This is a genomic window from Verrucosispora sp. WMMD1129 (assembly GCF_029581255.1).
Lineage (GTDB): Bacteria > Actinomycetota > Actinomycetes > Mycobacteriales > Micromonosporaceae > Micromonospora > Micromonospora sediminimaris.
Map to the genome: position 1 here is coordinate 1368004 of NZ_CP120741.1, position 13490 is coordinate 1381493.

At 69.1% G+C, this 13490-nt stretch carries 10 protein-coding genes; 6 read left to right on the forward strand and 4 right to left on the reverse strand.

Translation table 11 applies throughout. The annotated features are described in order from the left end of the window. From wecB to O7624_RS06250, 5 genes are all read left to right on the forward strand, one after another. On the forward strand, nucleotides 1-1143 hold the full coding sequence (wecB, locus tag O7624_RS06230) for a UDP-N-acetylglucosamine 2-epimerase (non-hydrolyzing) (protein WP_282239269.1): 1143 nt from the start codon (nucleotides 1-3) through the stop codon (nucleotides 1141-1143). A gap of 223 nt (nucleotides 1144-1366) precedes the next feature. Beyond that, nucleotides 1367-3232, forward strand: a complete 1866-nt coding sequence (locus tag O7624_RS06235; protein WP_282240561.1) for a nucleoside-diphosphate sugar epimerase/dehydratase — start codon at nucleotides 1367-1369, stop codon at nucleotides 3230-3232. Between the two features lie 299 nt (nucleotides 3233-3531). Beyond that, complete coding sequence (locus O7624_RS06240; RefSeq protein ID WP_282239270.1) at nucleotides 3532-6645, forward strand: M14 family metallopeptidase; 3114 nt, start codon at nucleotides 3532-3534, stop codon at nucleotides 6643-6645. A 94-nt stretch (nucleotides 6646-6739) separates the two neighbouring features. Then, on the forward strand, nucleotides 6740-7669 hold the full coding sequence (locus O7624_RS06245) for an NAD(+)/NADH kinase (RefSeq protein ID WP_282239271.1): 930 nt from the start codon (nucleotides 6740-6742) through the stop codon (nucleotides 7667-7669). Nucleotides 7670-7820: 151 nt separating this feature from the next. Beyond that, nucleotides 7821-8324, forward strand: coding sequence for a hypothetical protein (locus tag O7624_RS06250; protein WP_282239272.1), 504 nt, complete (start codon nucleotides 7821-7823; stop codon nucleotides 8322-8324). A gap of 131 nt (nucleotides 8325-8455) precedes the next feature. Here O7624_RS06250 and pgm read toward each other — a convergent pair whose 3' ends face one another. Together pgm and glgC are read right to left on the reverse strand one after the other, a co-directional pair. Further along, nucleotides 8456-10102: a phosphoglucomutase (alpha-D-glucose-1,6-bisphosphate-dependent) gene (pgm, locus tag O7624_RS06255; RefSeq protein ID WP_282239273.1), complete on the reverse strand. Its 1647-nt coding sequence runs from the start codon at nucleotides 10100-10102 to the stop codon at nucleotides 8456-8458. Continuing rightward, a complete protein-coding gene (gene glgC / locus O7624_RS06260; RefSeq protein WP_210935329.1) occupies nucleotides 10099-11331 on the reverse strand; it encodes a glucose-1-phosphate adenylyltransferase in 1233 nt (410 codons plus the stop codon). Before glgC ends, pgm begins: the two co-directional genes overlap by 4 nt. A gap of 95 nt (nucleotides 11332-11426) precedes the next feature. Between glgC and glgA the strand changes: the two genes are divergently transcribed. Next, nucleotides 11427-12626 carry a glycogen synthase gene (gene glgA / locus O7624_RS06265; protein WP_282239274.1) on the forward strand — a complete coding sequence of 400 codons (1200 nt, stop codon included), beginning with the start codon at nucleotides 11427-11429 and terminating at the stop codon, nucleotides 12624-12626. 5 nt (nucleotides 12627-12631) lie between these two features. On the opposite strand, the gene O7624_RS06270 is transcribed toward glgA, so the two are convergent. Together O7624_RS06270 and O7624_RS06275 are read right to left on the reverse strand one after the other, a co-directional pair. After that, nucleotides 12632-13087 carry a type II toxin-antitoxin system VapC family toxin gene (locus O7624_RS06270; RefSeq protein ID WP_282239275.1) on the reverse strand — a complete coding sequence of 152 codons (456 nt, stop codon included), beginning with the start codon at nucleotides 13085-13087 and terminating at the stop codon, nucleotides 12632-12634. After that, on the reverse strand, nucleotides 13077-13316 hold the full coding sequence (locus O7624_RS06275) for an AbrB/MazE/SpoVT family DNA-binding domain-containing protein (protein ID WP_164445328.1): 240 nt from the start codon (nucleotides 13314-13316) through the stop codon (nucleotides 13077-13079). Before O7624_RS06275 ends, O7624_RS06270 begins: the two co-directional genes overlap by 11 nt. Between the last annotated feature and the right edge of the window lie 174 nt (nucleotides 13317-13490).

Here is a 13490-nt window from a genome sequence, read left to right on the forward strand (position 1 = left end):
ATGCCGACGGTCATGCTGGTCGCCGGAACCCGACCGAACTTTATGAAGATCAAGCCGGTGCTCGACGCCCTGGTGCGGCGTTCAGCGCGTGTGGAATTGGTGCATGCGGGCCAGCACTACGACCACGCAATGAGCGACGTGTTCTTCGACGATCTGGGGTTGCGTCCCCCCGACTGGCACCTCGGCAGCGGTTCCGGGAGTGTGGCAGAGCAGACAGCGCGGATAATGTCCGGCTTCGAACCGGTGCTCGCCGACGTCTCGCCAGACGCTGTGGTCGTCGTGGGCGACGTCACCGCGACGCTTGCCTGCGCTCTGGTGACCGCACACGCCGGCCCTGTCCTGGCCCACGTGGAGGCGGGCCTTCGCAGTCGGGACTGGACCATGCCGGAGGAGGTCAACCGCGTCGTGGTGGACCGGCTAAGCGATCTGCTCTTCGCCCCGTCATCCGACGCGGTCGACAACCTTCGGCAGGAGGGCTACCACCCCCACCAGATTCACCTCACCGGAAACGTCATGGTTGACACGTTGCTCGCCAACCTTGCCCGAGCCAGAGAGTCGGACGTACTGGCGCGGCACGGGTTGACGGCGGGCGAGTTCGGCCTGGTCACCCTTCACCGGCCCGCCAATGTCGACGATCCGGCTACCCTCGGTGCCCTGATGGCGGCGATGGGAGAGGTCGCCAGCATGCTTCCGCTAGTGATGACCGTCCACCCGAGGACGGCCCAGCGACTCGCATCCTCCGGTACCCCAGCGGGGCTTCGGCTGCTACCTCCGGCCGGATACCTGGACTTTCTCGGCCTACAGGCTGCCGCACGGATGGTCTTGACCGACTCGGGCGGCGTCCAAGAGGAGACGACCGTGCTTGGCGTTCCATGCTTGACCCTGAGAGAGAACACCGAGCGGCCGATCACCATCGAACAGGGCACGAACGTGCTTGTCGGCCGGGATCCCCAACGCATTGTCACGGTTGCCAAGGAAGTCATGCATGCTCCGCCTCCGCGACGCTGTCCATCACTGTGGGATGGGCGAGCAGCCGATCGGATCGCTGACGTGCTGCTGGAGCATCTTCGGACGGGGAATCGACCGCGTCCGACAGAACTGACTGTCACTGCACCAACGCGAGCAGCTCGCCGCCGGGTCTGAGCTGCGGACCGCATCCGCCCGCAGCCGAAGCGAATCCCTTTCGAAGGAAAGGTGAACCTTTCCCGGAGTGCGAAATCCGAACCCGGACACTGTGTCAAAAATACGAAACCTGGAATCCGATCCCTTTTGTTCCGCTATGCAGTTAGGGGACATACGTGGCCCTGACCAGCCGTAGGTCACTTGCGGCCACGAACAGGACAGGGAGTCGTACATGCCGCCGGAAATGCAGCGCGCCTCACGAACGGAATCGGCGACCAGAAGCCGGGCAGAGGTGAATCGTCGTCGCACCGTCACCTTCCTGGTGACTGACGCCCTCGCGTGGGTCGGGGGATTCGTGGTCGCTGGCTGGGCGAGGTATGAGCAGAGCCTCACCGCCGAACAGGCGACCAGTGCGATATTGCTCGGCGCAGGTGCCGCCGTGCTACATGTCGGCCTCAGCGCGATGCGCCGGATCTACTCCGGCCGCCAGCCCCTCGGCAGCGTCGAGGAGGTCCGTGGGCTCGCCGGTACCACCGCCACCACGGCGACGATCGCCTTGGTCGCCCTGCTCGCGATCGGTGAGCGTCCAGTGCCCGCCAGCACGCCGGTTGTCGGCGGTGCCCTCGCCCTGTTGATGATGCTCAGCTTCCGTCTCCTGCATCGGCACCGGCGGGACCGTGCCATGCGCCCGGACGCACGTTCCGCGACCCCGGTGTTGCTCTTCGGCCTCGGGGAAGCGGGACAGGGGCTCGTACGCGCGATGCTCGGCGATCCCAAGGGCCGCTACCTGCCCGTCGGTGCGATCGACGACGACCCGAGCAAGCAGGACCTGCGCATCGCCGGCATCCCGGTACTGGGCGGCCGAGGCGACATTGCGAAGGCCATCCACCGTACTGGTGCGACTGCGCTGATCTTCTCCGTGGTGAACGCCGACGCCGCGCTGATCCGTGAGATCCGCGAGGCAACCCTCCGAACCGGTGCCGCATTCAAGATCCTTCCACCCGTTCGGGAGTTGGTGGACCACCGGATCACAGTCAGGGATGTGCGGGATGTGCAGATCGGTGACCTGCTCGGTCGACGCCAGGTCGTCGGCGACCTGACCACGGACGACAACGCGCTGACCGGCCGACGCGTCCTGGTCACCGGTGCGGGTGGTTCAATCGGCTCCGAGTTGTGCCGGCAGATCCTGCGGGCCAACCCCGGTGAGCTGATGATGCTGGACCGCGACGAGTCAGCCTTGCACAGCCTTCAGATGTCGCTCACCGGCCGGGCGCTGCTGGACGGCCCCGAACTCATTCTCGCCGACCTGCGCGACGATGAAGGGATCCGGAGCATCATGCGGGAGCGCCGCCCCGAGATCGTCTTTCACGCCGCGGCGCTGAAGCATCTGACGCTGCTGGAACGACACCCGGGAGAGGCCGTCAAGACCAACGTCTGGGGCACTCTTACCGTGCTCGACGCCTGCCGGGATGTGGCACGCTTCGTCAACATCTCGACCGACAAGGCCGCCGATCCGATCAGCGTACTCGGTTACTCGAAGCGCATCACCGAGATGCTGACCGCGCATGCCGCAGCAACCCACCCGGGCACCTTCCTCAGCGTCCGGTTCGGCAACGTGCTGAGCAGTCGGGGCTCGGTGGTGACCGCCTTTCAGCGGCAGATCGAGGCAGGGCAGCCGCTGACCGTGACCCACCCCGACGTGACCCGGTATCTGATGACCGTGCAGGAGGCGGTCCACCTGGTCCTCCAGGCAGCAAACATCGGCCGGGACGGCGAAGCCCTGGTGCTGGACATGGGCGAGCCCGTACGCATCGACGACATCGCGCGTCGGATGGTCGAACAGGCGGCCAGCCCTGTCGAGATCGTCTACACCGGACTGCGGCCCGGCGAGAAGTTGCACGAGGACCTGCTGGGCAGCGGCGAGTCCGATCACCGGCCGCTGCATCCGCTGATCTCGCACGTCAACGTGCCCGTCCTGGACCCGCTCGAGGTCAGCGGACTGGATCCCTTCGACGAGCCCGCCAAGGTCATTGACCAGCTCGCCCGACTTTGCGGCATTCTTCCAGGCGCGGCACTCAATCAGAAGGCAGGCATACCGCTCGCCCGCTGACCACAGCCGCACCGCCAGGCCGCTCGCGTCGCCACTGCCCGGCAGGCGGCCAGGGGTGATCGCCGAGACCCCATTCGACCGTGATCTGCTGTTCCGCCGCTTCGAGCACGTGCTGCTTGAAGCGGCGGGCGGCGGGCGTTCGTCGTCTACACCGCAACCATGGGCCACGTCGCTGCGGACAGCTATACGCCAGGCAGCGCTCCGGCCGTCTCTCGACATCAACATGATCGATCTATTGACACCTTTCGCACACCCGGCGAGGCTCGCGCCCAGTAGTCCTTTCATCCCAAGGGGGCACGATGAGGCGCACACCGCTGGCCATCGCCGGCGTGTTCACTCTGGTCGGTGCGCTGGTGCTGACCGCACCGGCGAGCGCACGGCCACCGTCCGATCCGGGCGGTCGCGACGGCCGAGACGGCCTGGAGGTGTACGTCGGCACGGTCGATCCCGCGCAGCTGCACACGTTGCGGGAGGCAGGTGTCGACATCGGGCACGGTGCGACGCCCGACCAGGCCGGCAAGACGGAGATCGAGACGGTGCTCAGCCGGGGGCAGGCCGACCGGCTGGCCCGCAAGGGCGTCGATCTGGAGGTCAAGAAGGTCCGCGGCAAGGATGCCTCGCAGGTGCTGCGGGAGCAGAGCGCGGCGGGCTGGCGGGCCTTCCGGTCGTACAGCGAGCCCGGCGGCATCCGCGACGAGATCACCGCGACGGCGGCCCGTTATCCGAAGCTGACGAAGGTGCAGAGCATCGGTCGGTCGGCGCAGGGTAAGCCGATCCTCGCGATCAAGGTCACCAAGGACGCGAAGAAGATCAAGGACGGCAAGCGGCCGGCGGTGCTGTACGGCGGCACCCAGCACGCCCGGGAGTGGATCACGCCGGAGATGACCCGTCGGTTGATGCACCACGTGCTGACCGGGTACGGCTCGGATCGGGAGATCACCCGGTTGGTGGACACCACCGAGCTGTGGTTCATCCCGGTGCTCAACCCGGACGGCTACGACCACACCTTCACGCCCGGCAACCGGCTGTGGCGCAAGAACCTGCGCGACAACAACGGCGACGGCCAGATCACCGGGGCCGACGGCGTCGACCTGAACCGTAACTTCAGTTACAAGTGGGGCTACGACAACGAGGGGTCTTCGCCGGACCCGACCAGTGACACCTACCGGGGGCCGGGTCCGAACTCGGAGCCGGAGACGAAGGCGCTGGACGCGTTGTTCAAGCGGCTCAGGTTCGAGTTCTTCGTCAACTACCACTCCGCCGCGCAGTTGCTGCTGTACGGCGTCGGTTGGCAGGTGGCCACACCCACCCCGGACGACGTGATCTACGAGACGCTTGTTGGCGACGACGCCAATCCCGCGGTGCCCGGCTACGACCCGGACATCTCCGCCGAGCTTTACACCACGAACGGCGACACGGACAGCCACGCGACGGTGCGCTACGGCACGCTGGGCTTCACCCCGGAGATGTCCACCTGCCAGGCGGCGGCCGAGTCGGACCCGGACGACCAGTGGCTGCCGGAGGACTGCGTCAGCAGCTTCATCTTCCCCGACGACGAGAAGTTGATCGCCGCCGAGGTGGCCAAGAACATTCCGTTCGCGCTGTCGGTGGCGAAGTCGGCCCACCAGCCGGACGACCCGGTCTCAGTGGTCGGCCGCAGCACCCCGGACTTCGTGGTGGACGCCTTCGACGTGTCGTACGGTCGGACCCAGCAGGTCGCCGCGATCACCCGGCGCTCGTTGAAGAACGTCAAGCTGAACTGGTCGATCAACGGGGGCCGGACGAAGTCCACCCGGGTCCGCGAGTGGCGCGGCGGTGAACGCTACGGCGACACCCACAACGACTACTTCGCCGAGCTGCGCGGCAAGGTCACCGGTGCCCGACCCGGTGACCGGGTGCGGGTCTGGTTCACCGCTACCAGACCGGGCCGGGGCAAGGTCAGCAGCGAGCGCTTCAGCTACCGGGTGCACGACGACATCGGTGGGGACGTGCTGGTGCTGGCCGTGGAGGACGTCACCGGTGTCAGTCCCGCCCAGGACACCACCACCGCGAAGTACGCCGACGAGGTCGCCGCGTCGCTGAAGGCCGCCGGGCGCAGCAGCGACGTGTACGACTTCGACGCGATGGGGCGTGCTGCCCCGCATCACCTGGGTGTGCTGTCGCACTACGACGCGGTGGTCTGGGAGACCGGCGACGACATCATCCTGCGCGAGCCGGGTCAGGTGCCGGGCACGGTGGCGAAGGCGGCGGTGGACACCGAGCTGTCCGTCCGGGACTACCTCAACGAGGGCGGCAAGCTGCTGGTCAGCGGCAAGTACGCGCTCTACGCCCAGGCGGCCAACGGTTCGTACGGCTACCTGCCGGACGCCCCGCCGGAGTGCACCGACGCCGCCGATCCGAGCTGCCTGCCGCTGCTCAACGACTTCCAGCAGTACTGGCTGGGGGCGTACAACTACGTAAGTGACGGCGGCACCTCGCCCGACGGGCAGCCGTACCCGGTCCGGGGTGACGACGGGGCGTTCGCCGGCTTCACCGGAACGCTCAACGCCGACGGCTCGGCCGGCAACCAGGATCACACCGCCTCGTTCCTGACCACGTCGAGTTTCCTGCCGCCGGCACAGTTCCCGCAGTTCACCAGCTCCGCCCCGGTGGGTTGGGGACGCCCGGGCGGGGCGCCGTTCGATCCGCGTACCGGCGAGTGGTATCTGTTCAGCGGGCAGTCCGACGAGTCGTACAAGCGGCTGACCCGGACGGTGGACCTGACCGGGGCGAGCAGCGCTGGGCTGCGCTTCTTCACCTCGTTCGATATCGAGACGAACTGGGACTTCATGTTCGTCGAGGCGCGGGAGGTGGGCACCGACGACTGGACCACGCTGCCGGACGCCGGGGGCCTGACCACCCAGGAGACCGGCGACAGCTGCGCCTCCGGCTGGGTGGCTCAACTGCACCCGTTCCTCGCCCACTACCAGGGCGCGGACTGTTCGCCGACCGGCAGCACCGGACAGTGGCACGCGGCGACCGGCACCTCCAACGGCTGGAAGGAGTTCGTGGCCGACCTGTCCGGGTACGCGGGCGGGCAGGTGGAGGTCTCCATCAGCTATGCCAGCGACTGGGCCACCCAGGGTCTCGGTCTGTTCATCGACGACACCCGGGTCGTGGTGGACGGGGCCACCGTCGCCGAGACGTCGTTCGAGACGGACCTCGGTGGCTGGACGGTGGCCGGTCCGCCGGAGGGGTCCGCTTCGGCTGCCATCGACTGGTCGCGCAGCCAGCAGGCGTTCGAGGAGGGTTCGACGGTGGTCACCCGGGACACCGTCTACCTGGGCTTCGGGCTGGAGGGGTTGGCGCCGGCGGCCCGGGACGAGTTGGTCGCCCGGTCGCTGAACCATCTGACGGGCCGACCGCGCCGGTAGCGGCGGTCCAGGGCGCGCCGGCGGTCGGGACACCGCCGGCGCGCCTTGCCGCGTACCGGCATGAAAGGCGCTCCGACTGTGGTGAGCTGTGGGTATGGACCGCATCCGGCTCGGGCTGGTGCTGCACCCCACCCGGGACGTGTCCCCGGTGGTGGACACCATCGCCGCCTGGGCCGCGCGGCACCAGGTGGCCCTGACGGTACGCGAGCAGGACCGGCAGCGGGTGCCCGAGTCCGTCCGCCCGGTACCGGAGGACCAACTCCCCGCCGGGGCGGACGTGCTGGTCAGCATCGGCGGGGACGGCACGATGCTGGGGGCGCTGCGGGCGGCCGTACCCGATCCCAAGCCGGTGCTCGGCGTACACCTGGGCAAGTTGGGGTTTCTGGTGGAGGTGGAGCCGCCGGAGCTGCCGACGGCGCTGGACCGGCTGCTGGCCGGTGAGTACACCGTCGAGTCGCACAGCTGCCTGGCCTGCGACGTGTGCGGCGACGACGTGGTCGCGTTCAACGACATCGCGCTGATCCGCCACCCCGGGCAGGGTTTCGTCAGCGCGACCCTGGCGGTGAACGGGCAGCAGTACGGCTACTACCGCTGTGACGCGCTGGTCGTGAGCACCCCCAGTGGGTCGACCGCCTACAGTTACGCCGCCGGCGGGCCGCTGATCTCTCCCGCGACGCGTGCCGTGGTGGTCACCCCCAGCGCGCCGATGTCCGGCATCTCCCGATCGGTGGTGCTCTCCCCCGACGAACGGGTCCGGCTGGAACTGCGTCCCGGGTCCGCCCCGGTCGCGATCGAGGTGGACGGCCAGGTCATCCGGGACGGGTCGACCTCCGGTGCGGTGGACATCGGCTACCGCACCGACGCGGGCCTGGTGGTCCGCCTCGACCCGACCCGCTACCAGGAACGCAGCCAGCTCAAGCTGAGCCTGCTCGACCTGCCGCTGCTGCCCGAGCAGCTCCGCGAACTGCTTCCCGAGAACCTGCGTCGTCAGCTGGGCCGCCGCGAGATGCCACCGCCGCGTTGATCCGGCGCCGCGGCGGCTGACTTTCCACCCTTACATCGATAGACTTCGCTTAGTCCGCAACCGGTGTCGGTGGCCGTCCCAATCGGGCCCCCCCTGTCGCGACCTTCCCGCCCGACCCACCACCGCGCCGGATCAGTCTGGAAGGAGGCACATGATCCGCGCACTCCTGCGGGCGGCGACCACCGTCCTCGCCGCCGCGCTTCTCGCCACCACCGTCATGGCCGGCAGCGCAGCCGCCAGCCCGATCTCCCAGCGTTTCTCCGTCCCCTCCGGAGACACCTGCACCTATGGCTACACCGAAGGCGTCCTGGAGTGGCGTTCCGCCGCGCCCACCAAGGCCGTGCGGCTGACCGGCGTCGTCGTTGACCGGCCCAGCGCCAACGAGCCGATCTTCTGCCGCGACGACCGTCGCTACACAATCGCCAGCTACGTCGCGTACGCGGGCGAACGTCCGATCGACCGAGCAGCGCAGCGGGTGGACAACGGAGTTCTGCGGTTCGACTTCGTTCTCGACTCCGACGCCTGGGCGGTGGGCATCGACCGCGTGGTGATCCAGGTCTGCCGGACGTCGCTCGACAGGCCCAGCACCGTGCCGGACTACTGCGGTCGGGAGTACACCTTCCGCCCCACGTCGATCGGCCCCAACGGCTCGTGACGGGGTAGCCGGGTGTGGTCACCCACGGTCACCACACCCGGCACCGCGGCTTGGGCACCGCCCGACCCGGCGGGAGCGGTGGCCGACCGGGCGGCGAGGGCCGGTCGCTCGCCCGCGTTTCCGCGACGGCTTCAGGCGCTGCCGAGGACGTCGGTGACCAGGGCCTGGGCCTCCTGTTGGAGACGGGCCAGGTGGTCGGGGCCCTGGAAGGACTCGGCGTAGATCTTGTAGACGTCCTCGGTGCCGGACGGGCGGGCGGCGAACCAGCCCGACTCGGTGGTCACCTTCAGGCCGCCGATCGGGGCCCCGTTGCCGGGGGCGGTGGTCAGCGTGGCGGTGATGGGTTCGCCGGCCAGTTCGGTGGCGCGTACCTGCTCCGGGGAGAGCTTGCCGAGCACGGCCTTCTGCTCCCGGGTGGCGGGCGCGTCGATGCGGGCGTACGCGGGTGCGCCGAACCGGTCGGCCAACTCGGCCCAGTGCTCGCTCGGGGTCCGCCCGGTGCTGCCGATGATCTCGGCGGCGAGCAGGCAGAGCAGCATGCCGTCCTTGTCGGTGGTCCAGGTGCCGCCGTCGCGGCGCAGGAAGGACGCGCCGGCGCTCTCCTCGCCACCGAAGCCGACCGCGCCGTCGAGCAGGCCGGGCACGAACCACTTGAAACCGACCGGCACCTCCAGCAGTGGTCGGCCGAGGTCGGCGGCGACCCGGTCGATCATGGATGAGGAGACCAGGGTCTTGCCGACCGCCGCGTCCGGGCCCCAGTTCTTGCGGCTACGGAACAGGTGGGCGATGGCGACGGCGAGGTAGTGGTTGGGGTTCATCAATCCGGCGTCCGGGGTGACGATGCCGTGCCGGTCGGCGTCGGCGTCGTTGCCGGTGGCCACCTGGTACTCGGCGCGCCTGGCGATCAGCGAGGCCATCGCGTTCGGCGACGAGCAGTCCATCCGGATCTTGCCGTCGCCGTCGAGGGTCATGAACCGCCAGGTCGGGTCGACGGTCGGGTTGACCACTGTCAGGTCGAGCCGGTGCCGGTCGGCGATCTCGCCCCAGTAGTCGACGCTGGCGCCGCCGAGCGGGTCGGCGCCGATGCGGACCCCGGCGGCGCGGATCGCGTCCAGGTCGAGCACCGCCGGCAGGTCGTCGACGTACGCGGCGAGGAAGTCGTACGTGTCGGTGGTGTCGGCGGCGCGGGCCCGCGCGTACGGGATGCGGCGCACCTCCTTGAGCCCGGCGGCGAGGATCGCGTTCGCGCGGTCCTGGATCCATTTCGTGACGTCGGAGTCGGCCGGGCCGCCGTGGGTGGGGTTGTACTTGAATCCGCCGTCGTCCGGTGGGTTGTGCGACGGGGTGATCACGATGCCGTCGGCGAGGCCGGCGGTGCGGCCCCGGTTGTGGGTGAGGATGGCGTGTGAGACGGCCGGGGTGGGGGTGTAACCGTCCCGGCTGTCCAGCAGCACGGTGACGTCGTTGGCGGCGAGCACCTCCAGGGCGTCGACGGCCGCCGGGGTGGACAGCGCGTGGGTGTCCCGGCCGAGGAAGAGCGGGCCGTCGAGGCCCTGTTCCCGGCGGTAGTCGCAGAGCGCCTGGGTGACGGCGAGGATGTGGTCGGAGTTGAAGGCGTTACGCAGGCTCGACCCGCGGTGCCCCGAGGTGCCGAAGGAGACCTGCTGCGCCGGGTCGGCCGGGTCGGGATGCTCGGCGTAGTAGGCGGTCACCAGCCGTGGCACGTCGACCAGGTCGGCGGGCTCGGCGGGCTGGCCGGCACGGGGATGAGCACTCACGGTTCTACCTTCTGTCCTTTGCCGATGACCACGATGCCGTTGTCGGAGACCGTGTAGCGCTGCCGGTCCCGTTCCAGGTCCACGCCGATCTCGGCGCCCTCGGGCACGTAGACGTTCTTGTCGAGGATGGCCCGCCGGACCACCGCGTGCCTGCCGATCTCGACACCTTCCATGAGTACGCAGCCGTCCACGTGGGCCCAGGAGTGGACCTTCACCTTGGGCGAGACGATCGAGTTCTCCACCAGGGAGCCGGAAATCACCGCGCCGGGCGAGACCATCGAGGCGACCGCCCGGCCGACCCGCTCCCCCCACTGGTGCACGAACTTGGCCGGCGGGAACGGCGGCTGCTCGGTGTAGATCGGCCAGTCGAAGTTGTAGAGGTTGAACACCGGGTGGACGTTGATCAGATCCATGTGGGCGTCGTAGAACGAGTCGAGCGTCCCGACGTCGCGCCAGTAGCCGCGGTCCCGGTCGGTGCTGCCGGGCACCTCGTTGTCGCGGAAGTCGTAGACGTTGGCCTCGCCGCGCTCGACGAGCATCGGGATGATGCTGCCGCCCATGTCGTGCTTGCTGGTCTTGTCGTCGGCGTCGTGTTCGACCGCGTCGATGAGCGCCCGAGTGGTGAAGACGTAGTTGCCCATCGAGGCGTAGATCTCGTCGGGCGCGTCGGGCAGGCCGACGGCGTCGGTGGGCTTCTCCCGGAAGGCCCGGATCCGTCGACCGTCCTCGCCGACCTCGATGACACCGAACTGGTCGGCCGTCGACAGCGGCTGCCGGATGCCGGCGACTGTCACCCCGGCCCCCGAGGCGATGTGGTCTTCCACCATCTGCCGGGGGTCCATCCGGTAGATGTGGTCGGCGCCGAAGACGATCACGTAGTCGGGCTGCTCGTCGTAGATCAGGTTGAAGCTCTGGTAGATCGCGTCGGCCGAGCCGGCGAACCACCAGGGGCCACGGCGCTGCTGCGCGGGCACCGGCGTGACGTAGTTGCCGAGCAGCGTCGACATCCGCCAGGTCTTGGTGATGTGTCGGTCGAGGGAGTGGGATTTGTACTGGGTCAACACGACGATCTTCAGATAGCCGGCGTTGGCCAGGTTGGAGAGGACGAAGTCGACCATGCGGTACATCCCGCCGAACGGGACGGCCGGCTTGGCCCGGTCCGTGGTCAACGGCATCAGGCGCTTGCCCTCTCCGCCGGCCAGGACGATCGCGAGCACCTTGGCAGCCATGAACAGACGCTATCCATACCGGTGCCGGTTCACCACTCGTACGGGACAGTTCCGCGGCCGGGTGCGACGCCGGATTCTGCACTAGGGTGCCGGGCATGACGGACTCCGCACGGCTGCGCGTGGACCTGCTGACCCGGGAGTACCCGCCGGAGGTCTACGGCGGCGCCGGGGTGCACGTCGAGTACCTGGCCCGGGAGCTGCGCCGGCTCACCGACGTGCGGGTGCACTGCTTCGGCGCGGCGCGTACCGAGCCGGGGGTTCGCGCGTACGCCGAACCGGCGGCCCTGGCCGGCGCGAACGCCGCGCTGCGCACCATGGGCGTGGATCTGGAGATGGCCGCCGGATGTGCCGGCACCGACGTGGTGCACAGCCACACCTGGTACGCGAACCTGGCCGGGCACACCGCGAAGCTGCTGTACGGGGTGCCGCACGTGGCGACCGCGCACAGCCTGGAACCGCTGCGACCGTGGAAGGCCGAGCAGCTCGGCGGCGGCTACGCGCTCTCCTCGTGGTGTGAGCGCACGGCGTACGAGGCGGCCGACGCGATCGTGGCGGTCAGCGCGGGGATGCGTCGGGACGTGCTGGCCGCGTACCCGTCGGTGGATCCGGACCGGGTGCACGTGATCTACAACGGCATCGACACCGCGCAGTACGCCCCGGATCCGGGCACCGACGTGTTGGCGCGACTCGGCATCGACCCGGCCCTGCCCAGCGTGGTCTACGTCGGGCGGATCACCCGGCAGAAGGGCCTGCCACACCTGCTGCGGGCCGTCCGCGAGCTGCCGGCGGACACCCAGCTGGTGCTGCTGGCCGGCGCGCCCGACACGCCGGAGATCGCCGCCGAGGTGGAGGGCCTGGTCGCAGAGCTGCGGGCGAGCCGCTCCGGGGTGGTCTGGGTGGCGGAGATGCTGCCCAAGTCCGAGGTGATCCAGGTGCTCACCCACGCCACCATCTTCGTCTGCCCGTCGGTGTACGAGCCGATGGGCATCGTCAACCTGGAGGCGATGGCCTGCGAGACGGCGGTGGTGGCCACCGCCACCGGCGGAATCCCCGAGGTGGTCGCCGACGGCGAGACCGGCCTGCTGGTCCCCATCGACCAGGCCGGTCTCGACGGCACGCCCGTCGATCCGGCGCGTTTCGAAGCCGAGCTGGCCGCCCGCCTCAACGAGCTGCTGGCCGACCCGGAACGGGCCGCCGCACTGGGCCGGGCCGGCCGCCGCCGCGCCGTCGAACACTTCTCCTGGGACGCCGTGGCCGCCCGCACCCTAGACCTCTACCGCTCCCTGCTGAAGTAGCGCGATCAACCGGCCGGGCTGATCAACTTTAGCTTCGGGAAGTACGTCCGGTACCGGGCCCCGTCGCGGCTGAGCAGACGGTATCCGCACACGGCCGCGTGGGCCCCGATGTAGAAGTCGGCTATCGGCGACCTCTTGGTGCCGCCCTGCGCGCGGTAACTCGCGTACGCCTTACCCGCGAGGAAACCAGCCGCATACGGGAGTTCCTCCCGAAGGAAGTCACCGGCCGGCAGCGCCTCGTCGAGGTCCTCGATGCGTTCGAAGCGGACCGACACCTCGGCGTACACAATGGGGTTGATCACCAGGGCCCCGTTGTCCCGCGCCTCGGCCAGTGACTCGCTGGACCAGTTCGCCCACCGGGCGTCGTTGGCGAGGATGTCGAGCAGCACGTTCGTGTCGACAAGGGTCGTGGCCGAGTCAACGGGCCGGTGGGCGACGGCGCGGAGTCGATCAGTCCCCACGCAGCAACTCCATGAGGTCGTCGGTGGACATGCCGGCGGTCTGCTTCGTGCCACCGCGCCCGCGCATGTGTCGCACCAGGCGCTGCCCTCGACTCTCCGCGCCGCTCACCCTGACGATTCGGAGCGCACCGCCGTCCTCGATCACGTCGACCTCGTCACCCTCGTGCAGGCCGTACCGGGCGCGCAGCGCGGCCGGGATGGTGACCTGCCCCTTGCTGTTGAGCTTCATGGCGCCTCCGCGTATCACGTAATACGAACGATACGTGTCAGCAGCCGGATACGCCCTCAGAACGTCGGACGCAAGACGACCGACCCAGGATGCCGTGGCGACGAGCAACTACGGGGATGGTGCTGCGTCGATCGGCGTGGAGGCAGCAGCATCCCCGAAAGTGCAGGGTTCAGT